At 69.3% G+C, this 26,808-nt stretch carries 23 protein-coding genes and 1 pseudogene; 9 read left to right on the forward strand and 15 right to left on the reverse strand.

Annotated features, from left to right (window positions below):
• Positions 1–30: 30 nt before the first annotated feature.
• From ACNJ7E_RS41635 to ACNJ7E_RS41680, 10 genes are all read right to left on the reverse strand, one after another.
• Positions 31–1,590 carry a ComEC/Rec2 family competence protein gene (locus ACNJ7E_RS41635; RefSeq protein ID WP_418342540.1) on the reverse strand — a complete coding sequence of 520 codons (1,560 nt, stop codon included), beginning with the start codon at positions 1,588–1,590 and terminating at the stop codon, positions 31–33.
• The gene (locus ACNJ7E_RS41640; protein WP_418342541.1) at positions 1,590–2,450 is read right to left on the reverse strand and encodes a ComEA family DNA-binding protein; all 861 of its coding nucleotides are present in this window, start codon (positions 2,448–2,450) and stop codon (positions 1,590–1,592) included. Before ACNJ7E_RS41640 ends, ACNJ7E_RS41635 begins: the two co-directional genes overlap by 1 nt.
• Before the next feature lie 70 nt (positions 2,451–2,520).
• The gene (locus ACNJ7E_RS41645) at positions 2,521–3,387 is read right to left on the reverse strand and encodes a DegV family protein (protein ID WP_280782404.1); all 867 of its coding nucleotides are present in this window, start codon (positions 3,385–3,387) and stop codon (positions 2,521–2,523) included.
• 4 nt (positions 3,388–3,391) lie between these two features.
• Positions 3,392–4,189, reverse strand: a complete 798-nt coding sequence (gene octT / locus ACNJ7E_RS41650) for a diglucosylglycerate octanoyltransferase (protein WP_418342542.1) — start codon at positions 4,187–4,189, stop codon at positions 3,392–3,394.
• Complete coding sequence (locus ACNJ7E_RS41655) at positions 4,176–4,835, reverse strand: histidine phosphatase family protein (RefSeq protein WP_280782402.1); 660 nt, start codon at positions 4,833–4,835, stop codon at positions 4,176–4,178. The genes octT and ACNJ7E_RS41655 overlap by 14 nt, the downstream gene beginning before the upstream one ends.
• Positions 4,832–5,257, reverse strand: coding sequence for a ribosome silencing factor (gene rsfS, locus ACNJ7E_RS41660; protein WP_105415022.1), 426 nt, complete (start codon positions 5,255–5,257; stop codon positions 4,832–4,834). Before rsfS ends, ACNJ7E_RS41655 begins: the two co-directional genes overlap by 4 nt.
• 35 nt (positions 5,258–5,292) lie before the next feature.
• Complete coding sequence (gene nadD / locus ACNJ7E_RS41665) at positions 5,293–5,943, reverse strand: nicotinate-nucleotide adenylyltransferase (RefSeq protein WP_005261284.1); 651 nt, start codon at positions 5,941–5,943, stop codon at positions 5,293–5,295.
• A 64-nt stretch (positions 5,944–6,007) separates the two neighbouring features.
• On the reverse strand, positions 6,008–7,468 hold the full coding sequence (locus tag ACNJ7E_RS41670; protein WP_283333618.1) for a vWA domain-containing protein: 1,461 nt from the start codon (positions 7,466–7,468) through the stop codon (positions 6,008–6,010).
• Between the two features lie 11 nt (positions 7,469–7,479).
• Positions 7,480–8,361 (reverse strand): AAA family ATPase, encoded by an 882-nt coding sequence (locus ACNJ7E_RS41675; RefSeq protein WP_005261286.1) that lies wholly within the window; start codon positions 8,359–8,361, stop codon positions 7,480–7,482.
• A gap of 63 nt (positions 8,362–8,424) precedes the next feature.
• Entirely contained in the window at positions 8,425–9,705 is a 1,281-nt protein-coding gene (locus ACNJ7E_RS41680; RefSeq protein WP_280782399.1) for a glutamate-5-semialdehyde dehydrogenase, read from the reverse strand.
• A 114-nt stretch (positions 9,706–9,819) separates the two neighbouring features.
• Here ACNJ7E_RS41680 and ACNJ7E_RS41685 point away from each other — a divergent pair, with 114 nt between their 5' ends.
• The 9 genes from ACNJ7E_RS41685 (at position 9,820) to ACNJ7E_RS41725 (ending at position 19,834) form a co-directional block, all read left to right on the forward strand.
• Positions 9,820–10,920: an NADH:flavin oxidoreductase/NADH oxidase gene (locus ACNJ7E_RS41685; protein ID WP_418342543.1), complete on the forward strand. Its 1,101-nt coding sequence runs from the start codon at positions 9,820–9,822 to the stop codon at positions 10,918–10,920.
• A 243-nt stretch (positions 10,921–11,163) separates the two neighbouring features.
• On the forward strand, positions 11,164–12,633 hold the full coding sequence (locus ACNJ7E_RS41690) for an MFS transporter (RefSeq protein ID WP_280782397.1): 1,470 nt from the start codon (positions 11,164–11,166) through the stop codon (positions 12,631–12,633).
• Positions 12,634–12,642: 9 nt separating this feature from the next.
• Positions 12,643–13,509, forward strand: coding sequence for a ribokinase (locus ACNJ7E_RS41695; RefSeq protein WP_280782396.1), 867 nt, complete (start codon positions 12,643–12,645; stop codon positions 13,507–13,509).
• A 58-nt stretch (positions 13,510–13,567) separates the two neighbouring features.
• Positions 13,568–15,667, forward strand: a complete 2,100-nt coding sequence (locus tag ACNJ7E_RS41700; protein WP_418342544.1) for a RecQ family ATP-dependent DNA helicase — start codon at positions 13,568–13,570, stop codon at positions 15,665–15,667.
• A 151-nt stretch (positions 15,668–15,818) separates the two neighbouring features.
• Complete coding sequence (ectA, locus tag ACNJ7E_RS41705) at positions 15,819–16,331, forward strand: diaminobutyrate acetyltransferase (RefSeq protein ID WP_009474013.1); 513 nt, start codon at positions 15,819–15,821, stop codon at positions 16,329–16,331.
• Between the two features lie 27 nt (positions 16,332–16,358).
• On the forward strand, positions 16,359–17,621 hold the full coding sequence (ectB, locus tag ACNJ7E_RS41710) for a diaminobutyrate--2-oxoglutarate transaminase (RefSeq protein WP_280782394.1): 1,263 nt from the start codon (positions 16,359–16,361) through the stop codon (positions 17,619–17,621).
• A 19-nt stretch (positions 17,622–17,640) separates the two neighbouring features.
• Positions 17,641–18,039 (forward strand): ectoine synthase, encoded by a 399-nt coding sequence (locus tag ACNJ7E_RS41715; RefSeq protein WP_005248060.1) that lies wholly within the window; start codon positions 17,641–17,643, stop codon positions 18,037–18,039.
• A gap of 10 nt (positions 18,040–18,049) precedes the next feature.
• A complete protein-coding gene (locus ACNJ7E_RS41720) occupies positions 18,050–18,985 on the forward strand; it encodes a D-isomer specific 2-hydroxyacid dehydrogenase family protein (RefSeq protein WP_280782393.1) in 936 nt (311 codons plus the stop codon).
• Between the two features lie 21 nt (positions 18,986–19,006).
• Positions 19,007–19,834, forward strand: a complete 828-nt coding sequence (locus ACNJ7E_RS41725) for an NAD-dependent protein deacetylase (RefSeq protein ID WP_418342545.1) — start codon at positions 19,007–19,009, stop codon at positions 19,832–19,834.
• Positions 19,835–19,837: 3 nt separating this feature from the next.
• On the opposite strand, the pseudogene proB reads toward ACNJ7E_RS41725, so the two are convergent.
• From proB to ACNJ7E_RS41750, 5 genes and pseudogenes are all read right to left on the reverse strand, one after another.
• Positions 19,838–20,943, reverse strand: a pseudogene (gene proB, locus ACNJ7E_RS41730) (glutamate 5-kinase).
• Positions 20,940–22,400: a GTPase ObgE gene (obgE, locus tag ACNJ7E_RS41735; protein ID WP_280782391.1), complete on the reverse strand. Its 1,461-nt coding sequence runs from the start codon at positions 22,398–22,400 to the stop codon at positions 20,940–20,942. The pseudogene proB and the gene obgE overlap by 4 nt, the downstream one beginning before the upstream one ends.
• A 143-nt stretch (positions 22,401–22,543) precedes the next feature.
• Positions 22,544–22,807 (reverse strand): 50S ribosomal protein L27, encoded by a 264-nt coding sequence (gene rpmA / locus ACNJ7E_RS41740; protein ID WP_005248077.1) that lies wholly within the window; start codon positions 22,805–22,807, stop codon positions 22,544–22,546.
• A 42-nt stretch (positions 22,808–22,849) separates the two neighbouring features.
• Positions 22,850–23,161: a 50S ribosomal protein L21 gene (gene rplU, locus ACNJ7E_RS41745; protein WP_005248081.1), complete on the reverse strand. Its 312-nt coding sequence runs from the start codon at positions 23,159–23,161 to the stop codon at positions 22,850–22,852.
• Positions 23,162–23,367: 206 nt separating this feature from the next.
• Positions 23,368–26,775 carry a translation initiation factor IF-2 N-terminal domain-containing protein gene (locus tag ACNJ7E_RS41750; RefSeq protein WP_280782390.1) on the reverse strand — a complete coding sequence of 1,136 codons (3,408 nt, stop codon included), beginning with the start codon at positions 26,773–26,775 and terminating at the stop codon, positions 23,368–23,370.
• Between the last annotated feature and the right edge of the window lie 33 nt (positions 26,776–26,808).

The following is a 26,808-nucleotide window of genomic DNA, read 5'->3' on the forward strand; positions in this document are numbered from 1 at the left end:
TCTGCGAAGGTTTCCCGGATTCGGGCGCGCTCACACAAGGCGACCCAGCGACGACGGCCAGACCGGCGCCCACAGCACCAGCACACCGATCGCGATCCCCGCCAGCACCAGCCGCGGTCCGCGTCTGCGCAGCGTCACACCGAGCGCCGCGACGGCACCGAGCACGATCGCCGCACCGGCGGGCCCGGAGGGCACCGCAATCGAGGCTCCGGGAATCCGCGCGCCCCGCTCGGCGACGGTGACGAGCCACCACAGCGGCCACTGGGTCACGCGCACCACCACTTCCGCGACGGGAACACTGACCCCCGCGATCAGCGCGGTGATCGCTCCGGCCACGGTGATCACGCCGACCACGGGGGCGACCAGGATGTTCGCGCAGACGGACACCAGGCTCACCGTCCCGGCCATCGCGGCGACGATCGGAGCGGTGACGGCGAAGGCGGCGACGGACACCGCCACCGTCTCGGCCACCGCCCGCGGCCAGCCGCGGCCCACCAGCATGTCGACCCAGACCGGCGCGATCACGATCAATCCTGCGGTGGCGGTCGCCGAGAGAACGAAGCCGAAGTTCACCGCCAACTCCGGTGACCACGCCAGCAGGGCGATGACCCCGGCCGCGAGCGCGGGCATCGCCTGTTTCCGCCGTCCGGTCACGAGCGCCAGCAGGGCGACCGAGCCCATCGCCGCGGCGCGCAGCACGCTGGGTGACGGTCGCGCGATCACCACGAATGCGATCAGGGCCGCGGCGGCCAGCGCCGCACCCGCGCGGGGACCGAGCCCCACCGCTCGGACCAGGAGCAGCACCGCTCCCAGCAGGATGCTGACGTTCGCCCCGGACACCGCCGTGAGATGCGTCAACCCGGACGCGGTGAAGTCGTCCTTCACCTCCCGGGACAGCGCGGAGGTGTCGCCGACCACCAGCCCCGGCAGCAGTCCTGCCTCGTCGGCAGGCAGGACGGCGGCGGCAGCGGCGAACCGCGCACGCAGGGCGCCGGCCCACCGCTGATGCGGGGGCGCGGGACCGACGTCCGCGGGCGGTCCGGACACCCGGACCGTGGCCAGGCTCAGATCCCGGTGCCGCGGAGGGCTCGCCTGCCCGCGCAGGACCACGTCCTGTCCCGGCAGCAGTCCGAGCCACCCCTCCGCCGGGGCGAGGACGACCACCGCACCGCCCGAGTGGATCGTCTCGGTGGCCCGGCGGATCTCGACGACGTTCGCGTTCACGAGGACGTGCCGTCCGAAGCCGGCGATCTCCCGGGGATCGTCGACGAGGGTGACGACGAGCGTCACCCACGTCTCGTTCCGGGCGAGTTCGGTCATCGGGTGCCGCTCCACGGCCTGAACCCGCCAGGCAACCCCGGCGGCGCAGCAGGACCCGAACAGCAGGACCGCCAACGTCGCGGCCGTCCACCGGCCCGGTCCCCGCAGGGCGCGTCCCGCGGCGAGGAGAACTGCCGCTCCCGACAGGGTCGCCACGAGGACCCATGCCGCCCGGGAGCCTCCGAGGATGCCGATCAGCGTTGCCGCCCAGCACATCCCGGCGAACGGCAGTAGCCGCAGGTCGAGAAGACGCGGTTCGTCGCCGGGCATCACAGGGTGACCTGGCCGCGCAGTTTCTCCAGCCGCACCGGCCCTATCCCGTCCACCTCCCCCAGTTGCGCGATGTCGGTGAACGTGCCGTTGGTCGTGCGCCACGCGACGATCGCCGCCGCCGTGACGGGCCCGACACCGGGAAGTGCGTCGAGCTCGGTCTCGGTCGCCGTGTTGAGGTTCACGAGCCCTCTGCCCGTGGCCGCCGCTGCGCCTGCGGTCCCCGGCGATCCCGCGGCGGCGCCGCCCACCGCGCTCGGTGGCGCCTGGGTGGTCGCGGCACCCACCAGCACCTGGTCGCCGTCCGAAAGTCGTTGAGCCAGATTCAATCCGAGGGTGTCACCGCCGTCGCGCACTCCCCCGGCAGCAGCGAGGGCATCCGCGACCCGGGAGCCCGGCGGTAGCCGGACGAGACCGGCCGACGCCACCAGTCCCACGACGCTGACGACGATCTCCTCCGCCGGCGCGGGTGCCGACGCCGCCGGGGCGGGAGCCGTCGTCACCGGCGCCGGAGTCAGGGAATGCACCCCGGCTGCGGGTAACGACGGAACGGCCTGTGTCTCCGGCCGATCGCTGCGCACTCCCAGCACAGCGGCCGTCGCAACGACGATCCCCATTACGACGAGCACCAGCGCCCCGGAACGCCCGGGATCGAATCGTGCGTCCCGCCACCGATCCGGCAGCGAGAATCCACCCCGGCGTTCGGCGGACCACGTCGTGTCGCCGTCGAGGACGGTCCCGATCGGCTCTGCCAGCCACTCCGGCTCCGACGGTGTGTCGGGCTGCGCCGCATCGCGTTCCCCCGACGTCAGGAACGCGAGCCGCGTCCGGCCCCTCGAACGTTCTTCCCTGATGCCCATGGACGCGACGGTAGAGTGCGCCGCCCACCGAATTGCCGCGACGACCAGGCTTTCCGAATCGGCCTGTGGATCAGTGCGACGTTGTGGATGAATCGCGGTCTTCGTGGTGCAGGGTGGGTTCCGGGCACAGCACGATGCCGATGGCGCCCACCCCGACGTGGGCACCGATCACCGAGCTGAAATCGGTGACGACGAGATCACTGACCTGCGGAATCCGGTCCTTCAGGTGCTGTGCCACCGCCTCGGCGCGCTGCCGGGCATGCATGTGATGCACAGCGACGGCCGTCCTGTCCAGACCTGCCAGCTCCACCGCGGCGTCGACCATCCTGGCCATCGCCTTGGTCGAGGTGCGCGTCTTCTCCTTCAGAACCAGCCGGCCGTCCACGAGATGCAGCACCGGTTTCATCGCCAGTGCGGTGCCGAGCAGCGCGGCGGCGGTGCCGATGCGGCCTCCGCGACGCAACTGATCGAGCCTGTCCACCACGATCAGGCAACGCCCGCGGCTCGCGACGTCGACCGCCCGCCGGTACGCGGTCTCGAGGTTCGCACCGTCTTTCGCGGCCCGCGCGGCCTCGAGCACCGGGTAGCCCAATCCCATTCCGGCGGACTGGGAGTCGACGATCCGCACCCGCCCGCCGAATTCCTGCGCCGCCTGGCGGCCCGCCTCCCACGTGCCGGACAGCTGGCGGGAGATGTGCACCGCGAGAACGCCTGCGCCCTCACTGAGCTCCAGCGCTGTCGCGTATGCCTCGGACAGTTCGCTCGGCGACGCGCCCGACGTGGTGACACCGGCAAGGTCCTCGGGGAGCTGGTCGATTCCCTCCCGGAAATCCTGGCCACCGCTGAGGACGTGGAGCGGGACCACCTGGATCCCGTACTGCTCGACGAGTTCGGGCAGGATCGAGGCCGAAGAATCGGTGACGACGACGACGGGCATCGGACTACTCGGCTCCGCTCGACACCGGGTCGGCCGGAACCGCACCCTCGGCGGAGTCCGGAACGACACCCGCCGCGCGGAGCGCGGTCAGCATCGCCGTGGCCACCTCGGTGTGTCCGTCCCAGCCCCAGTGGATGCCGTCCGGATTACCCTGATCGCTGAAGACGTTGGCGCGCACCGCCTCCGCGAGGTCGACGAGGGGCACGTTCTTCTCCTCCGACCACGCGGTGATGGCGGCAACGGCACCGGGGCGACCCGCGTGCACCTTGCCGTAGGCCTCGCTGCGATGCACGGACGGCAGGGTGCCGATGACGGGCAGCTCGGGACGCATGTACTCGAGCGCTGCCCGGGAGCTCTCCAGATATTCGACACTCAGCCGCGGGGGCAACGCCACCGGCCACCCCAGCGGGGACAGCCTGGGCTGAAGCCACTGGTAGCCGGCCCGCACGACGCGGCGCAGCGCGGGTGGGCGGACGTAACGCAATTGTTCCCGCAGCGCCGTCGGGAGCGGGGACGGAAGGGAGTCCATGCCGCCGACCGCGAACACGACGGCACCGGCGCGGGGAACCGCCGACCACACGCGTGGGTCCTGGGTCAGCGCCCACCACACGTCGCGGCTGGTCCACCCGATCCGCGCCACCAACTCGACATCCCAACCGAGTTGACGTGCAACGATATTGGGCCAGATGTCGGGGTGGTCGGACGGGAGACCGCCCTTGGGACCGTAGTACGACAGCGAGTCGGCGAGCACGAGCAGTACGGGGCGTTCCCCGGGACCGGCACCCGCGTCAGAGGACGTCACTGGCCACACTCGCAGAAGCGTTCCACACGTCGAGGCGCCAGTTGAGCGAATCGGGGTTTCCGTACGCACTCAGCTGTACCCAGCTGGTGTTGCCCAGCCCGCCCAGCACCGGCCAGCGGTCGACGGGCAGATCCAGCAGTGCGGCGGTCAGCGCGGCGATCACACCGCCGTGCGCGACCAGGACCACCGGCTTCTCCGCCCAGTCCTCGTGCTTCTCGACGAGTTCGGCGACCACCGGCTTGCTGCGGCGTGCGACGTCGATGCGACTCTCCCCGCCGGGCGGTGCCCACGTCGCGTCGCCGCGCCACGTGGCGCGGGCGCCGGGTGCGCGCGCGTCGACGTCGAGGTGCGTGAGCCCCTGCCAGTCACCGAGGTGCGTCTCGCGGAGGCGCTCGTCGATCTGCACCGGCAGACCGGCGTTGTCGCCGACCTCGACTGCGGTGTCGTAGGCCCGCCGCAGATCGGAGGACACGATGGAGATCGGTCTGCGACCGACGAGCGCGCCGGCGGCGGCGCGGGCCTGCGACCGACCCAGCTCCGACAGTTCGGTGTCGAGCTGTCCTTGCATGCGGTTGTCGGCGTTGTACTCGGTCTGCCCGTGGCGGAGCAGGATCAGACGTCGCGGGGCACGGGGGGCATCCGTCACAGCTCGGACTCCTCCGCCTGGGCGGCGGTGCCCGCACCGTTCGCGTCGGCCGGGCCGTGCTGCCCGAGACCCTCGACGGGCACGGTCGGGCAGTCCTTCCACAGCCGGTCGAGTGCGTAGAAGTTGCGCTCCTCGTTGTGCTGGACGTGGATCACGACGTCGACGAAATCGAGCAGTGCCCAACGGCCTTCGCGGGTGCCCTCGCGCCGCACCGGCTTGTGACCTGCCTCACGCAGCCGATCTTCGATGTTCTCGACGATCGCGTTGACCTGTCGCTCGTTGGGGGCGGAGGCGATGACGAAGCAGTCGGTGATGACCAGCTGCTCGGAAACATCGAGCACCACCACATCGGAGGCCAGCTTCTCGTCGGCAGCCACTGCCGCGATGCGTGCCATCTCGATGGCTTCGGTCGTTGCGCTCACGCGATGTTCTCCCAGTTCGGTTCGAAAAGTGCTGACTAACTCTTGGTCTTGTCCGGGGCCGGTTCGGACATCGTCGTCGCGCCGTCGAGACGCTCGGAGTCCGGTGGCCTGTACAGGTTCCGTTTGGAGATGTACTGGACCACACCGTCCGGCACGAGGTACCACACAGGACGGTGTCGACTGGCCCGCCGCCGACATTCCGTCGAGGAGATCGCCAGAGCCGGGATCTCGATCAGCGTGACCGCGTCCTCCGGCAATGCGTCCAGGTGACCGGCCAGATGTTCGGTGTTGAGATCGAATCCCGGGCGCGACACCCCGACGAACTTCGCCAGCGAGAACAGTTCCTCCCAGTCCTGCCAGGACAGGATACTCGCCAGGGCGTCCGCACCGGTAATGAAGTACAGCTCGGCGTCCGGGTGGTAGCTGCGCAGATCACGCAGAGTGTCGACGGTGTAGGTGACCTTCTCCCGGTCGACGTCCACCCGGCTGACGGAGAAACGCGGGTTCGACGCGGTGGCGATGACCGTCATCAGGTACCGGTCCTCGGCGGGGCTGACGCCCTTGCCCTGCTTCTGCCACGGACGTCCGGTGGGCACGAAGACGACCTCGTCGAGGCTGAATCGATCCGCCACCTCGCTGGCCGCCACGAGGTGACCGTGATGAATGGGGTCGAAGGTGCCGCCCATGACTCCGAGGCGGCGCCGACGCGCGCCCGCTGCTCCCTGTTCCACGAGTGCCGAGCTTACGTGTTCACACCGGCAGCAACCCGGCGACCACCGACGCCAGCTGCTGAGCGGATCGGCATTCGTGCATGCTGATGACCTCGTTGTACACCTTGGCCGCCGAGTCGCCCGTTCCCCACTGGCCGCGGGGCTCCGGGTTGAGCCAGTGCGCGTGTTTCGCCACCGATACGAGGCGGGCCAGGGCCTCCAGATTCGGGTCGCGGTAGTTGTTGCGGCCGTCGCCGAGCACCAGCAGCGATGTCCGCGAGGTGATGCTCTGGGTGAACCGCTCGGCGAACACCCCGAACGCGTTGCCGTAGTCGGAGTGCCCGTCGTAGCCGACCAGGTCGGCTTCCCGGATCATCCGCGACATGGCGCTGCCGAGGTCGGCCCCCGCATCGAAGAAGCGGGTGACCTCGTCGGTGGTGTCGATGAACGCGAACACCCGCACCCGGGAGAACTGTTCGCGCAGCGCGTGGACGAGCAACAGGGTGAAGTGGCTGAAACCGGCGACCGAACCCGAGACGTCGCACATCACGACCAGTTCGGGACGCGCCCGGCGGGGCTTGCGCTGGACGAGGTCGATGGGCACTCCGCCGGTGGACATCGACTTGCGCAAGGTCCGCCGCAGGTCGATCGAACCGGCCCGGTTGCGGCTACGCCGCACGGCCAGGCGGCTGGCGAGCAGCCGGGCCAGCGGGGTGACGTTGCGTTTCAGTGCCGTCAGTTCGGCGTCGGACGCGCGGAGGAAGTCGACTTCCTCGGCCAGCCGGGGCACGCCGTACGACGCCACCCGCTCCTTGCCGAGGTTCTCGGCCGACCGTCGCCGCGTCTCCTTCTCGATCATCTTCCGGAAGTCGGCGATCCGCTGGGCGGCGGTGCGCTTGGCCACCTCGGATTCGTAGCTTTCCGTCGTTCGGGCTTCGCCGTCCTGCTGATTCCCCAGGAGTCCGTCGAGGATCTTCTTCAGCAGGGTTTCCGGCGCGACGTCCCGCAGCGCCTGGTACGCGGAGAACGACGGGCCGTTCGCCGACTGGTACTGGCCGAGTTCCTCGACCATCTGCGCGGTCAGGAGCTCGGTGAGCTCGATCGCCTCCGGTGATCCGTCGGTGAGGAGTTCGACGATCAGCTCGCGCAGCGCCTCGTAGTCGATCTCACCCTTCCCGTTCCGCGGCAGACTCGTGTCGATCGCCCCGTCCGCCCGGCTTCCGACCGCCGCCGGGAACCAGAGTTCGAACAACGCGTCGAACGTGGGCCGGTGGGTGGGCCGCCGCAGCAGCGCGCACGCAAGCCCCTCGCGCAACGATTCGCGGTCGAGCAGATCGAGGACCGACATCACCTGACCGGCGTCGACCGTCTCGGACGGACCGACCGTGATGCCGCGCCGCCGCAACGCCTCGACGAAGTCGACGAGATGCCCCGGCAGCCCGTGCGGCGCCGCGGGACCGCCCGGCTTCGACCGGGACGCGAGTGGACCACCAGCAGCCATGGGGAAGTCCTTCAGTTCAGTCGCAGCTCGGCAGCGGCCCGTAGCTGGTCGGATTGGTGTTTGAGGACGACGCCCATCGTGGCGCGCACGGCGTCGTCGTCGAGGGTGTCGAGCCCGAGCGCCAGGAGGGTGCGACCCCAGTCGATGGTCTCGGCAACCGAGGGCAGCTTCTTCAGCTGCATGCCGCGCAGCACGCGGATGGTCCTGACCAGCTGCTCGGCCACCGCCTCGGGCAGCTCCGGCACCCGGCTCGCCAGGATCCGCCGCTCGAGCTCGGCATCGGGGAAGTCGAGATGCAGGAACAGGCAGCGGCGCTTGAGCGCCTCGGACAGTTCACGGGTGGCGTTCGAGGTGAGGACGACGAACGGCTTGCGCGTGGCCGTGATGGTGCCCAGTTCGGGGACGGTGACCGCGAAATCGCTGAGCACCTCGAGGAGCAGACCCTCGATCTCGACGTCGGCCTTGTCGGTCTCGTCGATCAGCAGCACCGTCGGGTCCTCGCGCCGGATCGCGGTCAGCAGCGGCCGAGACAGCAGGAACTCCTCCGAGAAGACGTCCGCCTTGGTGGAGTCCCAGCTGTGGTCGCTGCCCGCCTGGATGCGCAGAATCTGCTTCGCGTGGTTCCACTCGTACAGCGCGCGCGCCTCGTCGACGCCCTCGTAGCACTGCAACCGCACCAGCTCGGCGCCGGTGGTCTCGGCGACGGCGCGGGCGAGTTCAGTCTTGCCGACGCCGGCGGGACCCTCGATGAGCAGGGGTTTTCCGAGCCTGTCGGCGAGGAACACCGCGGTCGCGGTGCCCTTGTCGGACAGGTAGCCGGTTTCGGCGAGCCGAGCGATGACGTCGTCGACGCTCGCGAAGAACGGCGTCGTGGTGGGCAGTGCGCGATCCACGCTCGCTCCTTTCAGAAGGGGTGACGGGCAGAGGGGCTGAGGGAAAGGGGGTGGGCGAAACGCCTAGACCGGGCGGGTGTGCCCGTCACCCCAGACGATCCACTTGGTGGACGTCAGTTCGGGGAGCCCCATCGGGCCGCGCGCGTGCAGCTTCTGCGTGGAGATCCCGATCTCGGCGCCGAATCCGAACTGTTCACCGTCGGTGAAGGCGGTGGACGCGTTGACCATGACGGCGGCGGCGTCGACCCGGGCGGTGAACTCGCGGGCGGCCGCGAGGTCGGACGTCACGATGGCCTCGGTGTGGCCGGTCCCGTAGCGGTCGATGTGCTCGACCGCGGCGTTCAGATCGTCGACCACCTTGAGCGCCACGTCCAGGGTGAGGTACTCCTCCGACCAGTCCGACTCGGTCGCGGGCACCAGACCCGGCAGATCCCCGTGGACCGTCACGCTGTGCGTCTGCAGGGCCTGCAGCAGCTTCGGCACCGCCGTCTCGGCGATCGCGGCGTCGATCAGCACCGTCTCCGCGGTGTTGCAGACACTCGGTCGCCGCGTCTTGGAGTTGAGCAGGATCCGTTCGGCCATCTCCAGGTCGGCCGCCGAGTGGACGTAGACGTGGCAGTTGCCGACGCCCGTCTCGATCGTCGGGACGGTCGCATCGCGCACCACGGCGCTGATCAGGCCTGCGCCGCCGCGGGGAATGACGACGTCCACGAGGCCGCGGGCCTGGATCAGGTGCGTCACGCTGGAGCGGTCGTCGCTCGGCAGCAACTGCACCGCGTCCTCCGGCAGCTGCTGCGCCGCCAGCGACGCCCGCAACGCCACGACCAGCGCCGCGTTCGACTTCGCCGCGGACGAGGAGCCGCGCAGCAGGGCTGCGTTGCCGGACTTGAGTGCCAGCCCGAACGCGTCGACGGTGACGTTGGGGCGGGCCTCGTACACCATGCCCACCACGCCGAGCGGAACCCGCAGCTGACGGAGTTCGAGACCGTTCGGGAGGGTCGAACCGCGCACCACTTCACCGACCGGGTCGGGCAGACCGGCCACCTGACGCAGCCCGGACGCGATCCCCTCGATGCGCTCCGGGGTCAGCCGCAGGCGGTCGAGCAGGGAGTCCTCGGTGCCCGACGCCCTGGCCGTCTCGATGTCGGCGGCGTTGGCGGCGAGGATGTCGGCGGAGGCGGCGAGCACGGCATCGGCCGCCGCATGGAGCGCCGCATCCTTCTGCGCGGTGGTGAGCAGCGCGAGGACCCGCGACGCGGTGCGGGCGCGACGGGCCGCTGCGTGGACGGCTTCACGGGTATCCACCGCGGCACCGGCCGACGAGGTGGAGGTCACTGCAGTCATGAAGACAGCCTATATACCGGGGCCTGTACACCGCGGAGCGGGAACGACTGGGAATGATTTGGTCCCCCGCGCAGGTTGCGACTGGTCGAGACCATCAGAGGCAGGAGTGCTGTAGTGAGCGTGCTGTTCGAACCCATCACCTTCCGCGGAGTCACCGTCCCCAATCGGGTGTGGATGGCGCCGATGTGCCAGTACTCGGCCGACGTGACGGGCCGCGACGTGGGAGTTCCCAACGACTGGCACCGGACGCACCTCGTGACGCGCGCCATCGGCGGTGCCGGCCTGATCCTCACCGAGGCGACGGCCGTCAGCCCGGAGGGCCGCATCAGTCCCGCCGACCTCGGCATCTGGAACGACACCCAGACCGAGGCCTTCGCGGAGATCAACGCACAGCTCGAGTACTTCGGCGCGGTCCCGGGCATCCAGCTCGGTCACGCCGGGCGCAAGGGCTCCGCGCACGTCCCGTGGCGCGGGGGCGGGAGCCTCGACGGCGACGATCGGCTGTCCTGGCAGACGGTGGCGCCGAGCGCGATCGGTTTCGGCGACCACACCCCGCCGGCCGCGGCGACGACCGACGACATCCGGAAGGTGGTCGCCGATTTCGCGGCCGCCGCCGAGCGGGCGTCGCGTGCTGGTTTCAAGGTGGTGGAAATCCATGCGGCACACGGCTATCTGCTGCACCAGTTCCTCTCACCGGTCAGCAATCATCGCACCGACGAGTACGGCGGCAGCTTCGCGGGCCGTATTCGCCTCCTGCTCGAGGTCATCGAGGCGGTACGGGGGGTGTGGCCGGCCGAGTTGCCCGTGTTCGTCCGGGTCTCGGCCACCGACTGGCTGTCCGAGGAGCCCGGCCTCGACGCGGACAGCTGGACGCCGGATCAGACCGTCTCCCTCGTGCAGGCCCTCGCCGATCTCGGCGTCGACCTGGTCGACGTCTCCAGCGGCGGCGTCGCCTCCGCCCGGATCCCGATCGGGCCCGGCTACCAGGTCCCGTTCGCCCGTCGCATCCAGAACGAGACCACGGTCCCGGCCGCCGCCGTCGGGCTCATCACCGAGCCGGAGCAGGCCGAGCGGATCGTGGAGTCGGGAGAAGCCGTCGCCGTGTTCCTCGGGCGCGAGCTGCTGCGCGACCCGTATTGGCCGCGAAAAGCCGCACTGGTATTGAATGCCCAGGTGACGCCGCAGATTCCGGCGCAGTACGCCCGGGCGTACTGAGGCTCGGGCCGACAAGCCCCGGTATCCTTTGCTACGGTAATCGCTCTTACAGCTGGTAGTCCCGCACCCCGGACGGTGGGGCGGGACCGAGCCACGAGCCAGAGCCGATCGGCGGGGGCCGCATCGCGCCGAAGGGCCGTGGGCTGCCGAACCCGACCAGCAATCGCCGTGCGGGCGACGAAAAGATGCGTGCATCAGGTACGTGCCCCGCGCGGGTGATAACTGCGCTGGGGAGCGCACGACATGAATGCACCAGATCACTCGATCACGTCGGCCGAGGTGGCCGAATCACCTGATGTCACGGTCACCGACGAGGCCTCCGTCAAACGGGCCGTCAAGGCGACCATGCTCGGTAACGCCATGGAGTGGTTCGACTTCGGCGTGTACGCCTACCTCGCGACCACCATCGGCAAGGTCTTCTTTCCCGAGGCGAGCGGCACCGCACAGCTGCTGTCGACGTTCGCGATCTTCGCCGCGGCGTTCATCGTCCGTCCCCTCGGTGGACTGTTCTTCGGTCCGCTCGGTGACCGGATCGGCCGCAAGAAGGTGCTCGCCACCACGATCATCCTGATGGCGGGCAGCACCTTCGCCATCGGCCTGATCCCGAGTTACGGATCCATCGGGCTCGCAGCGCCGATTCTGCTGGTGCTGTTCCGGCTCGTGCAGGGATTCTCCACGGGCGGCGAGTACGGCGGCGCCAGCACGTTCGTCGCCGAGTACGCGCCGGACAAGCGCCGCGGGTTCTTCTCGAGCTTCCTCGAATTCGGAACCCTCGCGGGGTATGTCGCGGCCGCGGGTCTGGTCACCATCATCAGCACCGTGGTCAGCGCCGACGCTCTGGTGGACTGGGCGTGGCGAATTCCGTTCCTGCTCGCCGGTCCGCTGGGCCTGATCGGCCTGTACCTGCGGCTGCGGCTCGAGGAGACGCCCGCGTTCCAGCAGATGGAGCAGGCCGAAGAGCGTTCGCTCGCAGACGAATCCACGGGACGCAAACTGCGCGAGACCCTGGTGGAGAACTGGCGCCCGCTGGTGCTGTGCGTCATCCTGGTCGCCACCTACAACATCGCGCACTACGGCCTGCTCAGCTACATGCCGACGTACCTGTCGAACACGCTCGGCTACGACGAGTCGCACGGCCTCGTCCTCATGATCATCGTGATGCTCATCATGATGGTGTGCATCAGCTTCGTCGGGAAGCTGTCCGACCGGGTCGGGCGTAAACCGTTGCTGCTGGCCGGTTTCGTCGGATTCTTCGCGCTGTCGCTGCCCGCGTACCTGCTGATCGGTGTCGGGCACTACTTCACCGTCTTCCTCGGCCTCGCGATGCTCGGCGGTCTCCTGCTGCTGTTCGTCGGCGTCTTCCCGTCGGTCCTACCCGCGCTGTTCCCCACCGGAATCCGCTACGGCGGCCTGGCGATCGGCTACAACCTCGCGGTGTCGATCTTCGGTGGCACCACACCCCTCGTCCTCACGGCGTTGCAGGATGCGACGGGCAGCGACCTCGTCGCGCCGATGTACATGATGGTCGCGGCCGTCGTCGGCGGTATCGCGGTCCTGCTCATCTCCGAGACCGCCCGGAAGCCACTGGAGGGTTCACCGCCCGCCGTGGCCACGGACGCCGAGGCCCGCCGCATCCTGAAGCGCCTCCGCCGCACCAAGGGCGACGCATCCGCAACACCCGCACAGGAGACGGCGGCCGCCGACGCGGGCTAGTCTCGGAGTATGTCCGCTCCCAGGGTCGCCGTGGTCGGCAGCGTCAACATGGACCTACTGACCGCGACCGAACGGTTGCCCGCGCCGGGAGAGACGATCCTGGGCAGCGCCTTTGCCGCCACCCCCGGCGGCAAGGGCGCCAACCAGGCGATCGCGGCCGCGAGGGCCGGCGGAGCCGTGACGTTCATCGGTGCCGTCGGCTCCGACGTGTTCGCTCTCGACTTGCGGCAGGCCCTCGTGGACGCCGAGGTCGACACGCGATACCTGCGTGAGGTGGACGGGCCGAGCGGGATCGCGGCGATCACCGTCGACGCCGCCGGCGAGAACAGCATCGTCGTGGTTCCGGGCGCCAACAGCACCGTGGTGGATCTGACCCCCGCCGAACTCGCGGCCGTCGCGGACGCCGACGTCCTGCTCTGCCAACTCGAGATCCCCCTGGGCACCGTCGTTGCCGCGGCGGCACACGCCGCGGCACACGACACCGTCGTGATGTTGAATCCGTCACCAGTGCAGCCACTTCCGGCCGAACTCGTCAAGCTGGTCGACGTGCTCCTCGTCAATCAGACCGAGGCGGCGCAACTCGGCGCCGAGGTCACCGGCGCCGTCTCCCACGTCGTGACCACGCTGGGGTCGTCGGGCGCGGACTACGCGGGCAGCGACGGCCCAACGCTCCACACCGACTCCTCCGAGGTCGAGGTGGTCGACACGACCGGGGCGGGCGACGCGTTCGCCGGCGCCCTGGCCGTCTCGTGGCGACGCGGGCCCGCGACCGCCGTCCCGTTCGCGTGCACGGCGGGCGCGCTCGCCACCACCCGCCGAGGCGCCTCCACCTCGTCGCCCACCCGTGCCGAGATCGAGGCGGCGCTGCCCGCCTGAGCGAGCTCCTGCGGTCGCCCGGATCCTCCGTGTCACCCGTGTCGTGCACCATGGGGGCATGACGACCGCCACCGAACCCGCACTCCGTGACGAGGCCGAACGGCTGCTCCGCGAGCTGGCAGGCGAGCACGCCACCCTCCGCGACGACCAGTGGACGGCGATCGAGGCGCTCGTGGTGGGCCGCAGACGGGCGCTGGTCGTCCAGCGGACCGGCTGGGGCAAGTCGGCGGTCTACTTCATCGCCGCGAAGCTCCTGCGGGCGCACGGGCACGGCCCCACGGTCATCGTGTCGCCGCTCCTGGCACTCATGCGGAACCAGGTGGCCTCGGCCGAGCGGGCGGGTGTGCGCGCCGCCACCATCAATTCCGGGAACGTCACCGAGTGGGACGACATCCACGCCCGGGTTGCCGACAACGAACTGGACGTGCTGCTGGTCAGCCCTGAGCGTCTCAACAATCCCGACTTCCGCGACCAGGTCCTTCCCTCCCTCGCCGCCGACGCGGGCCTCGTCGTGGTCGACGAGGCGCACTGCGTGTCGGACTGGGGTCACGACTTCCGCCCCGACTACCGGCGGATCCGCACACTGATCGCCGAACTGGGCGAAGGCATCCCCGTGCTGGCCACCACGGCCACGGCGAACGACCGCGTCGTCTCCGACGTCTCCACGCAGCTCGGAGTGGGCGGCGCCGAAACCCTCGTCCTCCGCGGCGGCCTCGAACGGGAGTCGCTGCACCTGTCGGTCGTGCAAATTCCGGAGGCCACCGCCCGGGCCGCGTGGCTCGCCCAGAAACTCGACAGCCTGCCCGGCTCGGGCATCATCTACGCGCTCACCGTGTCGGCGGCCCGGGATCTGGCGAGCCTGCTGTCCGAGCAGGGGCACACGGTCGCCGCGTACACCGGGCAAACCGATGCCGCCGAGCGCGAGACCCTCGAGCAGGACCTGCTCGGCAACCGCGTCAAGGCCCTCGTGGCGACGTCCGCGCTCGGCATGGGGTTCGACAAACCCGACCTGGGGTTCGTCGTGCACCTCGGTGCGCCGTCGTCCCCCATCTCCTACTACCAGCAGGTCGGGCGCGCCGGACGGTCCACCGACCGCGCCGAGGTCATCCTGCTGCCCGGATCCGAGGACAAGCAGATCTGGAGTTATTTCGCGTCCGTGGCGTTCCCCCGGGAGCACGTGGTACGCCGGGTGATCGAGGTCCTCGACACCGACCGGCCGCAGTCCACGCAGGCGCTCGAGCCGCTGGTGGAGCTGGGCCGCACCCGGCTGGAGATGGTGTTGAAGGTGCTCGACGTGGACGGGGCCGTCCGCCGGGTGCGCGGCGGCTGGGTGGGCACCGGGGAGCCCTGGACGTACGACGCCGAGCGGTACGAGCGCCTCGAACGCGCCCGCGAGTCGGAGCAGCAGGCGATGATCGACTACCAGCGGATCAGCACGTGCCGGATGGCGTTCCTGCGCGAGCAGCTCGACGATCCGGGTCTGGCGGCGGGGACCTCGGAGTGCGGCCGGTGCGACAACTGCACCGGAGTGCGCCACGACGCGACCGTGGACGCCGAGGCGGTGCAACAGACCAGAACGCGTCTCGAGCGCCCAGGCGTGGACGTGGCGCCCCGTAAACAGTGGCCTACGGGCCTCGCGAAGCTCGGCGTGGCGCTGTCCGGGAAGATCACGGACGGCCCCGAACCGGGGCGCGTCCTGGGCCGGCTGTCCGACCTGGGCTGGGGACAGCGGCTGCGTGCCCTGCTCGACGAACCGGACGGACCTGCCCCCGACGCCGTCCTGAAGGCCTGCATCCAGGTGCTGGCCTCCTGGGACTGGGCCGAGCGGCCCACCGCCGTCATGGCGGTCGAATCCGCCACCCATCCCCTTCTGTCGGCGTCGATCGCGGGGCAGCTCGCCGCTGTCGGACGCCTCACCGACCTGGGAGTTCTGCGGCTGCGCCCGGAGCATCCGCCGGTGTCCGCAGCCAACTCCGCCTACCGGGTGGCCGGGCTCGTCGACGCCTGGGAGGTCCCCGACCTTCCTGCCGGCGCCGGACCGGTGTTGCTCGTCGACACCCTCACGGACACCGGCTGGACCCTCACGATGGCCGCCCGGACGCTCCGCGCGGCGGGTGCCGCGTCGGTCCTCCCTTTCGCGCTCGCGAGTCTCAAATAGGCGAAGTGTGTCGCTTGCGGTTCACCCAAAAGTTACATAATGTGATGAGCATCACTTTGCACGTCTCACCTGCAAAGCTCCGCCACCTGAGCTGTCCAATTTCGCGAGGCACGTGAAATCGAAGGGGATGGTTGTTAGGTTCGAATTTCCAATGACGCCTGTTCAGAAGAGTGCCATCCCGACCACCGCGCCGGACGCGGTGTTGTTCAGAAGTCCAGAGATCACTGACGGAGTCCGGCTCTGGGAGATCGCCAGGAACACGGAAGTGCTCGATCTCAATTCGAGCTACGCATACCTGTTGTGGTGTAGAGATTTCAGCCGCTCGTCGGTCGTCGCAGTCGTCGACGAGCGCGTCGTGGGATTCGTATCGGGCTTCATCCGCCCCGAATCCCCAGCGACGCTGTTCGTCTGGCAAGTCGCCGTAGACGCAGACCAGCGCGGCAAGGGAATTGCAGGTCGCATGCTGAGCGCGCTGCTCGACCGACTTGCACCCGAAGGGATTACCCATCTCGAAACGACGATCAGCCCCGACAACGAGGCCTCGATCGCGCTGTTCACAGCATTGGCGCGTCGCCGAGATACGGCGATCAACAAGCAAGAATTGTTCTCCCCTAACGATTTTCCCGATGGACACGAAGCCGAAGATCTGTACACGATCGGCTAAGAGCATGCCCCGGAGGAATGCAGCAACATGACTAACTTCGATACGAACATCTTCGACAACCTCGAATCCGAGGTTCGCAGCTACAGCCGCGGCTGGCCCGCCGTCTTCGAGTCGGCATCCGGATCGTGGATCCGTGACGAGAACGGCCGCGACTACCTCGACTTCTTCGCCGGTGCCGGTTCGCTGAACTACGGCCACAACAACCCGGTCCTGAAGTCGGCGCTCGTCGACTACATCGTCAGCGACGGCATCACGCACGGTCTCGACATGTCGACCGTGGCCAAACGCGACCTGCTCCAGACCTTCCAGGACAAGATCCTCAAACCCCGCGGTCTCGACTACAAGGTCCAGTTCCCCGGCCCCACCGGCACCAACACGGTCGAGGCCGCACTGAAACTGGCGCGCAAGGTGACGGGTCGTTCGTCGATCATCAACTTCACCAACGCTTTCCACGGCATGACGCTCGGCGCCCTGTCGGTCACCGGTAACTCGATGAAGCGCGCCGGCGCCGGAATCCCGCTGGTGCACGCCACCCCGATGCCGTTCGACAACTACTTCGACGGAGTCACCGAGGACTTCCACTGGTTCCGCCGCGTGCTCGACGACTCGGGCAGTGGCCTGAACCGTCCGGCCGCTGTGATCGTCGAGACCGTGCAGGGTGAGGGCGGCGTCAACGTCGCCCGCGCAGAGTGGCTGCGCGCCCTCGCGGACCTGTGCGCCGAGCGCGAAATCCTGCTGATCGTCGACGACGTCCAGATGGGCTGCGGACGCACCGGACCGTTCTTCTCCTTCGAGGTCGCCGGCATCACCCCGGACATCGTCTGCCTGTCGAAGTCGATCAGCGGCTACGGCCTCCCGATGGCGCTGACGCTGTTCAAGCGTGAGCTCGACGTGTGGGGCCCGGGCGAGCACAACGGCACGTTCCGCGGCAACAACCCGGCGTTCGTCACGTCGAAGGTGGCCCTGGACCACTACTGGTCCGACGACACCCTTCACAAGACGACGCTGAAGAAGGGCGAGAAGATCCACCAGGCGTTCACCGATCTGGCGAACCAGTTCGACGGGTCCGTCTCCACCCGCGGTCGCGGCCTCGTCCAGGGTCTCGTGTTCGACGAGCCGGAGAACGCGGGCAAGGTCTGCAAGCTCGCCTTCGACGAGGGCCTGCTCGCGGAGACCTCCGGACCGTCGGACGAGGTGGTCAAGCTCCTGCCGGCACTCACCATCACCGACGAGGAACTGGACCACGGACTCGCGATTCTCGCCGACGCCACCGGCAAGGTTTGCAGCTAGAGAGAGGACTGACACTCACATGATCGTTCGTACCACCGCAGAAATCACCGACACCGAGCGCGACATCACCAGCGAGGACGGAAACTGGCGCAGCAAGCGCATCATCCTCGGCGGCGACAAAGTGGGCTTCTCGTTCCACGAGACCACGATCAAAGCGGGCTCGGTCAACGAGTTCCACTACGCCAACCACGTCGAGGCCGTCTGGCTCGTCGAGGGAACCGGCAAGTTGATCGACCTCGACAACGACAAGGTCTACGAACTCGGCCCCGGTTCGATGTACCTGCTCAACGGTCACGAGCGTCACCGTGTCGAGCCCGACACCGAAATGCGCATGCTGTGCGTGTTCAACCCGCCCGTCACCGGGCGTGAGGTCCACGACGAAAACGGTGTCTACCCGTTGATCGAGGTTCCCGCGTAAGTTCGACCCCATGGCCGACGACGCTGCTGTTCCAGCTATAGCCATCGGACCCGCCCCGGACCCGCTCCTCGAGGATGCGGTGCGCCGGGGCGGTGCCCGTGTGGCCCCCCTCGACTCCGCGGACGCCCTGGTCTGGACCACGGGTCCGATCGGGTTCCCGGACCCGCTTCCCGAGAACATCCGCTGGGTGCAGTTGAACTCCGCGGGTGTCGAGGAGTGGTTCGCCGCGAAGGTGATCAGACCCGACACCACCGTGATGTGGACGTCGGCGGCGGGCGCGTTCGCCGCCACCGTCGCCGAGCACGCGCTGACGCTGCTGCTGGCCGGGGTGCGGGCACTCCCGGAGCACCTCGAGGCGAAGACCTGGCGGCAGCAGGAGTTCTATTCGAAGATCGGCACCCTACGGGGCACCACCGTGGCCATCGTGGGTGCCGGCGGAATCGGCCGGGCACTGATCCCGATGCTCGCGGGCGTCGGGGCCGACGTCATCGCGGTCAATCGCTCCGGCAGCCCGGTGCCGGGCGCGATCGAGACGCTTCCCACCACCCGCCTGGGCGAGGTGTGGGCCCGCGCGGATCACTTCGTGATCGGGGCTCCCGCCACCGACGCCACGCACCATCTGGTCGGGGCGGCGGAATTCGCGCAGATGAAGCCGACCGCGTGGGTGATCAACGTCGCGCGCGGCTCGCTCGTTCACACCAATGCACTGGTGAAAGCGCTGCGGGACAACACGATTGGCGGAGCGGGACTCGACGTCACCGATCCCGAGCCGCTTCCCGACGGCCACCCGCTGTGGGATCTGCCCAACGTGATCATCACCCCCCACGATTCCAACCCGCCGTCGGTGCGCCCCCCGGCATTCGCCGAGCACGTCGCGCTGAACGTCACCCGCTTCGTCGCCGGTGAGAATCTCACCGCTCTGATCGATCCTGTCGTCGGGTACTGAGCCGGCGCTACCCTGGAGTGCGTGTTCGCCCGACTGATCGACGTACTCGGTGACCGGCGCCTGTGTGTGATTACCGGCGCCGGCATTTCGACGGATTCCGGGATCCCCGATTACCGGGGTCCGGATTCGCCACCGCGCAATCCCATGACGTACCAGCAGTTCACCGGTGATCCCGATTTCCGCCGCCACTACTGGGCGCGGAACCACCTCGGCTGGCGCCACATGGACGCCGCCCGGCCCAACACCGGCCACCGCGCCCTGGCGGGGCTCGAGCGGGCGGCTGCCGTGAGTGCCGTCATCACCCAGAACGTCGACCTGCTGCACACCAAGGCAGGCAGTCGCCGGGTGATCGACCTGCACGGCACGTACGCCCAGGTCCGGTGCCTGACGTGCGGCACCCTGATCTCGCGGGCCACGCTCGCCGACCGGCTCGAGCGCGCGAACCCCGGTTTCGCCGAAACCGTCGCTGCCGCACAGGGAGTGGAGATCGCACCGGACGCCGATGCGGTGATCACCAGCACCGAGCATTTCCGGATGGTCGACTGCGAGACGTGCGGCGGTCTGCTCAAACCCGACATCGTGTACTTCGGCGAATCCGTCCCGAAACCGAGGGTCGCCGCCGCCTACGACGTGGTCGACGAAGCCGAGGCACTCCTGGTGGCCGGCTCGTCGCTCACCGTCATGTCGGGACTGCGGTTCGTCCGGCACGCCGCCAAACGCGGAATCCCCATCGTGATCGTCAACAGGGGCACCACGCGCGGCGACGAGTTCGCCACCCTCACGCTCCACGCCGGCTGTTCGGAAGCACTCACCGCACTGCTCGACGCGTCCTCCGCGCTGCCCGCGTGACCGTCAGAGCGGCACCAGATCGTCCGCGTGAACGACGGGACGCTGCATCTCCGCGGGCAGTTCCTGGGTCGACTTTCCCAGGATGTCGCTGATCTCCGCCGAGTCGTAGGCCACCACTCCCCTGGCCACGGGACGCTCGTCGGGGCCGAGGAGCGACACGACGTCGCCGCCGTAGAACCTTCCCGACACCGCGCTGATCCCCGCGGGCAGCAACGACCGCCGCTTGGTGACGACGGCACGCACAGCGCCCTCGTCGATGTGCAGGATCCCCTGCTCGTCCGCGGCGTGGCGTACCCAGAACTTGCGCGCCGACAACCGCGACGGCCGGGCCGCGAACGCCGTCCCCACCCCGGCGTCCCGCAGCGCTGCCCCGGCGTCCGAGGCGGCGGCGAGCAGCACCGGCACACCGGCATCGGCCGCGAGGCGCGCTGCCGACAGCTTGGACGCCATCCCGCCGGTGCCGAGAGCGCCGCCCGAGCCCGCGACCACCCCGTCGAGATCCTCGGGGCTGTTCACCTCGGGAATCAGCGTGGCATTGCCCTTGCGGGGGTCGCCGTCGTACAGCCCGTCGACATCCGACAGCAGGACCAGGGCATCGGCGCCGACCAGGTGCGCGACGAGCGCCGCGAGCCGGTCGTTGTCACCGAATCGCAGCTCCGCCGTGGCGACGGTGTCGTTCTCGTTGACGATCGCGACCGCGTGCAGCGCGCGCAGACGGTCGAGGGTGCGTTGCGCGTTGCGGTGCTGCGCGCGGCGGGCGATGTCGTCCGCGGTGAGCAGCACCTGCCCGACGGTGCGGCCGTACCGGGCGAACGACGTGCCCCAGGCGTGGGCCAGCGCCAGCTGGCCCNGCCCACGCTCGCGGCGGCCTGCTTCGTCGCCAGGTCCCGTGGCCGCTTCGTCAGCCCCAGCGGGGCCAGACCCGCACCCACGGCCCCGGACGACACGACGACCACGTCGGAACCGGCACGCATTCGTTCCTCGATCGCATCGGCCAGCGCGTCGAGTCGACCGACGTCGAGCCCGCCGACCAGGCTGGTCAGCGCGGACGATCCGATCTTCACGACAATGCTGCCCGCCGACGCGATCGTGCGCCGGGTGGCGCTCACTGGTCTTCGGGGTCGAGGCCTTCGAGACCGCGACGGACCCTGGATGCGTGCTTGCGTTCGGTCGCGCCGATGCGCTCGACCTGATCCAGACGCGGGTCGGTGCCGCGACCGGTGCGGGTGAGATCGACGCCGGCCGGTGTCTGGGGCTCCCAGTCGAAGCTCACGTTGCCGATCGTGACGGACGCGCCCGGCTCCGCACCCTGCTTGACGAGCTCGGTTTCCACACCGAGCCGCGCGAGGCGGTCGGCGAGGTAACCCACGGCCTCGTCGTTGTCGAACTGCGTCTGCCGCACCCAGCGCTCCGGCCGTGTGCCGCGGACGATGAACCCACCGGGAATCTCGGGGTCGGCGACGACGCTGAAGCTGTTCTCGTTCGAGATCACCGGGCGGATCACCTGACGCTTCGGCTCGGCCTTCGGGTGCGCCTCACGGTAGTCCGCAACCAGCTTCGCGAGCGCGAACGTCAACGGGCGCAACCCCTCTCGGCTGACGGCCGAGATCGTGAAGACCGGCCATCCGCGGGCCTCGAGGTCGGGGGTGACCATCTCGGCCAGCTCGGCCGCCTCCGGCACGTCCGCCTTGTTCAGAATCACGATGCGCGGCCGGTCCGCGAGGTCACCGAGCCCGGCGTCGCCGGACAGCGCGCCCTTGTACGCGGCGAGTTCCGCCTCGAGTGCGTCGATGTCGGAGATCGGGTCGCGGCCCGGGTCGAGCGTCGCGCAGTCGACGACGTGCGCCAGCACGGCGCACCGCTCGAGGTGGCGCAGGAAGTCCAGTCCGAGCCCGCGGCCGTCGCTCGCGCCGGGGATCAACCCGGGCACGTCGGCCACCGTGAACGTGGTGTCGCCGCTCGACACCACACCGAGGTTCGGCACGAGGGTCGTGAACGGGTAGTCGGCGATCTTCGGCTTCGCCGCCGACAGCACCGACACGAGCGAGGACTTGCCCGCCGACGGGAACCCGACCAGCCCGACATCGGCCACGGACTTCAGTTCGAGGACCAGTTCCCGCTCGACGCCGTCCTCACCGAGGAGCGCGAAACCCGGCGCCTTGCGCGCCTTCGAGGACAGGGCCGCGTTGCCGAGTCCGCCGCGGCCACCCTGGGCGGCTTCGAAGCGGGTGCCGACACCGATGAGGTCGGCGAGAATCCGGCCGTCCTCGTCGAGGACGACGGTGCCGTCGGGGACCCTCAGTATCAGGTCGTCGCCCTGGGCGCCGTCACGGTTGCTACCCATCCCCTGCTTGCCGTTGGTGGCCTTCGCGTGGGGGTGGAAATGGAAGTCGAGGAGGGTGTGGACGTTGCCGTCCACCTCGAGCACGACGTCACCGCCACGCCCGCCGTTGCCGCCGTCCGGGCCACCGAGCGGTTTGAACTTCTCCCGGTGTACGGAGGCGCAGCCATTGCCGCCTTTTCCGGCGCTGACGTGCAGCACGACGCGGTCAATGAATCGGGACATGACTGCCGGATCCTTCCTCAGTCAATTGTGTTGATCTCACTCGTGAAAAAAACAATAGGGGCGGACCGGGTATCACGACCCAGGTCCGCCCCTATTGGGAGCTTGAAACGTCCCTCACGGGACGATGCATACTCGCGGCAGGACTAGGCCTCTGCCGCCGCCGGAACGATGTTCACGGTCTTGCGTCCACGCTTGGTGCCGAACTCGACGGCACCGGCAGAGAGCGCGAAGAGCGTGTCGTCGCCGCCACGACCGACGTTGACGCCGGGGTGGAAGTGGGTTCCGCGCTGACGCACCAGGATCTCGCCGGCGCTGACGGACTGGCCGCCGAAACGCTTCACGCCGAGTCGCTGAGCATTTGAATCGCGACCGTTACGGGAGCTGGATGCACCCTTCTTATGTGCCATGTTCTTGACCCTCCTCGGGTGAAATCAGCTCTGAAGCTCTAGCTACTTGATGCCGGTGACCTTGAGGACCGTCAGCTTCTGCCTGTGGCCCTGACGCTTGTGGTAGCCGGTCTTGTTCTTGAACTTGTGGATCCGGATCTTCGGGCCCTTGGTGTGCTCGACGACCTCACCCGTGACCGAGATCTTGGCCAGCTTGTCGGCGTCGGTCGTCAGATCGGATCCGTCGACGACGAGAACGGGAGCAAGCGAGACAGCAGTGCCGGGCTCACCCTCGATCTTCTCGACCTTGACGAGGTCACCAACAGCGACCTTGTACTGCTTTCCGCCGGTCTTGACGATCGCGTACGTTGCCATCGGAGGGCTACCCCTTGCTTCTTCGAACTTGCTCGCGCCACAGTGTGCGCGACTGGTCTGGTGTGACGGCTAGCTCGGTCGAGATCGCGCAGCCTTCACAAGTGAGGGCACAGCTGACCTTCATCGCCGAGTAGCGACTGGTCAAGGTTACAGGAAGGCAACCGTTCCGTACAAACCGGCGCCGATTGCCTTCCCGCGCTCCCTCGTCAGTTGTCGGCGTCCACCGGCGGGCCGGCGGGACGTGCCGCCGCCCGGCGACGACGCGGCCTGCGCGGCGCTGCCTGCGAATCCGCGCCGTCGGGCGAGGACGCCGGCGGCGCGCTCACGGCCGACGCCGACATGGCCGGTTCCGGCTCCGGTGCGTGCTCCGCGCCGGTCTCCGATGTCGGGATCACGAACACCGTCCCGGCGCTCGGGGTTTCGGACACCGGCGCCGCCGCTGCCCTCGACACCCGGCGGCTCCTTCGCCGCGGCGGGGCCACCGGCTCCGGCTGGGGCTCGGGCTCGCGCTCCACGACGAGTTCCGGGGTCTCGGCGACCGGAGCCGCTTCGGCCGGCGCGGCTTCGACGGCCGACTCCTCGGCTACAGCCTCTTCGGCCACGGCTTCTTCGACCACAGCTTCCTCGGCGACGGTGTCCTCCGCCTCGGGTGCCACGACGGCTTCCGCAGCGACCGCTGCCGGGGCTTCGGCCACGGCTTCTTCGATGCCGGGCAGGTCAGCCGCCGGTGTCTCCGCTTCGGCGGCGACCGGCTGCTCGGGCTCGGGAACCGCCGCGGCGGGCTGCTCGGCGGATTCCGCGTCGTGCCCGCTGTGTGCGTGCGCGGCCTCCTCCTCGTGATGGTGGTGTGCCATCGCGAGAGCGACCGGGTGGGCCCGCTTGACGGTGGCGTCCACCGTCGGGGTCTCCTCGTGCACGGGAGGCTGCGACGTCTCCCCGCCGGACGACTTGTCGCGTCCCCGCTTCTTGCGGGAGCCACCGGAGTCGCCGCCGCGGGACGACCCGCGCGCACCGTTGTCCTCGGAGGTCTTCACCTCGATCGGCTCGGCGTGGACGATGATGCCCCGGCCGTGGCAGTGCTCACACGTCGTCGAGAACGCCTCGACCAGCCCGGTGCCCAGCTTCTTCCGCGTCATCTGGACCAGGCCCAGCGACGTGACCTCGGACACCTGGTGGCGGGTGCGATCCCGGCCCAGGGCCTCCGTCAGGCGTCGCAGCACGAGATCGCGGTTGGATTCGAGCACCATGTCGATGAAGTCGACGACGATCATGCCGCCGATGTCGCGCAGGCGCATCTGCCGGACGATCTCTTCGGCCGCCTCGAGGTTGTTCCGGGTGACGGTCTCCTCGAGGTTTCCGCCGGCACCGGTGAACTTGCCGGTGTTGACATCGACCACGGTCATGGCCTCGGTGCGGTCGATCACGAGCGTGCCACCGGACGGCAACCAGACCTTGCGGTCGAGTGCCTTCGCCAGCTGCTCGTCGATGCGGTGCGCCTCGAAGACGTCGACACCGTTGTCCGACGTGTGCTGCTCGAGCCTCGGCATGAGATCGGGGGCCACGGACTTGATGTACGACTCGACCGTCGACCAGGCCTTCTCGCCCTCGATCACGAGCTTGGAGAAGTCCTCGTTGAACAGGTCGCGGATGACCTTCACGAGAAGGTCGGGCTCCTCGTACAGGGCCTGCGGGTTGCCGGACTTACCGGATTCCGCCTTCGCGGCCTGAGCCTCGATCCCGGCCCACTGGTCCTGCAGACGCTTCACGTCGCGGGCGAGTTCCTCCTCGCTCACCCCCTCCGACGCTGTCCGGATGATGACTCCGGCGTCCGAGGGCACGATGTCGCGCAGGATGTCCTTGAGGCGCTTGCGCTCCGTGTCGGGCAGTTTGCGGCTGATACCGGTGGACGTGCCGCCGGGCACGTACACGAGGAAGCGGCCCGCGAGGCTGATCTGCGTCGTCAGCCGTGCACCCTTGTGACCGACCGGGTCCTTGCTGACCTGGACCAGCACCTGGTCGCCCGGCTTGAGCGCCTGCTCGATCTTGCGGGAGTTGCCACCGAGCCCGGCGGCCTCCCAGTTGACCTCACCCGCGTACAGCACGCCGTTGCGGCCGCGGCCGATGTCGATGAACGCGGCTTCCATGCTGGGCAGCACGTTCTGGACGCGTCCGAGGTACACGTTGCCGACCATCGAGGCCGACGCCGACGTGGTCACGAAGTGTTCGACGAGGACGCCGTCCTCGAGCACGGCGACCTGCGTCGTCGCGTGCGGTTGCCCGGTGGCGATGCGGTCGCGCACCACCATCACGCGGTCGACGGCCTCGCGGCGGGCCAGGAACTCCGATTCCGTGAGGATCGGCGGGCGCCTGCGGCCGGCATCGCGGCCGTCGCGGCGACGCTGACGCTTCGCCTCGAGCCGCGTCGACCCGGTGATGCCCTGGACCTCGTCCTTCGAGCGGCTCTTGTTGCGAGGTTCACGCTCGTGGACGACGGTGTTCGGCGGATCGTCCTCGGACGTGGCCTCGCCCGACCCCTCGCCACCGGACTTGCGACGGCGACGACGGCGACGGCGACGGCTCGACCCGTCGGAGTCACCCTCACCGGTCTCTTCGTCACCGGACTCCGCTTCGGCCTGCTCGGCCTCCGCGGGCTTCTCCTCGGAATCCTTCTTCGGCTTCTCTTCGGGCTCCCGAGTCGGTGTCTCGGCGACCTTCTCCTCGCGAACGGATTCCCGCGCGGATTCCTCGGCCTCGGCACCCTCGGTGTCGATGTCGGTGTCCTGCTCGTTCTGCTGTTCGCCCCGTCCGCGACCACGGCCGCGGCGGCCGCGGCGACGACGACGCGGCTGATCGCCGTCGACGTCGGACTCGTCCGACTCGGTGTCGGCGGTTCCGGTGTCCGTGGCCTTGGCGGGCTCGGGCACCTCCTCGCGCGTTTCGGCGACGGGCGGCTGCTCGGTGGTGGGTTCCGGGGTCCCGGCGTCCCGGCGGCTGCGCCGGCGGCGCGGCGGGGTCTCGACCGCTGCGAGGTCGGGCTGCAGGAAGAGCGGGACCTGCGAGACGGCGGACGGGGTCTCGCTGGCGGGCTCGGCGGCGGGCGCCTCGACCTGGTAGGACGCAGTGGTGAACAGGTCACGTCCGAGGTCGCGCTCGGCGACCGCGGCTTCCTCCGCGACGGGCTCCTGGGCGGGAGCTTCCTGGGCCGGTGCTTCCTCGGTGGGAACTTCGGGGGCCGGAGCCTGCTCGGCCGCCGCTTCCTCGACGTCCGAAGCCGCGACCGATTCCGGCGCGACCTCGACGGCGGGTTCGGCGGCCGGGGTCTCCGCGACCGGTTCGGCGGCCGGGGTCTCCGCGGCGGGTGGCTCGGTGGGAGCGTTCTGCGCAGCGGTGAAAGCTGCGTGCACCCGCTCGGCGACGTCGCGTTGCAGGCTGGACTGCGCGCTGCGCAGTTCGGTTCCGAGGGCCGCAGCCTCGGCGAGAACCTGCTTGCTCGTCACGCCCAGCAACTTCGCGAGGGCGTGAACGCGCATCTTCTCCGGAAGAGCGGGAACCGCGCTCCCGGCGGTGGCCGATTCGTTCGGCTCTGAATTTGTGGGCGGCGCTTGATCGGCCACGTAGTCTCCTCAGCCCCCGGGCGCGTCCACTCC

This window comes from Rhodococcus mengyinensis (genome assembly GCF_048381435.1).
GTDB lineage: Bacteria > Actinomycetota > Actinomycetes > Mycobacteriales > Mycobacteriaceae > Rhodococcus_F > Rhodococcus_F opacus_D.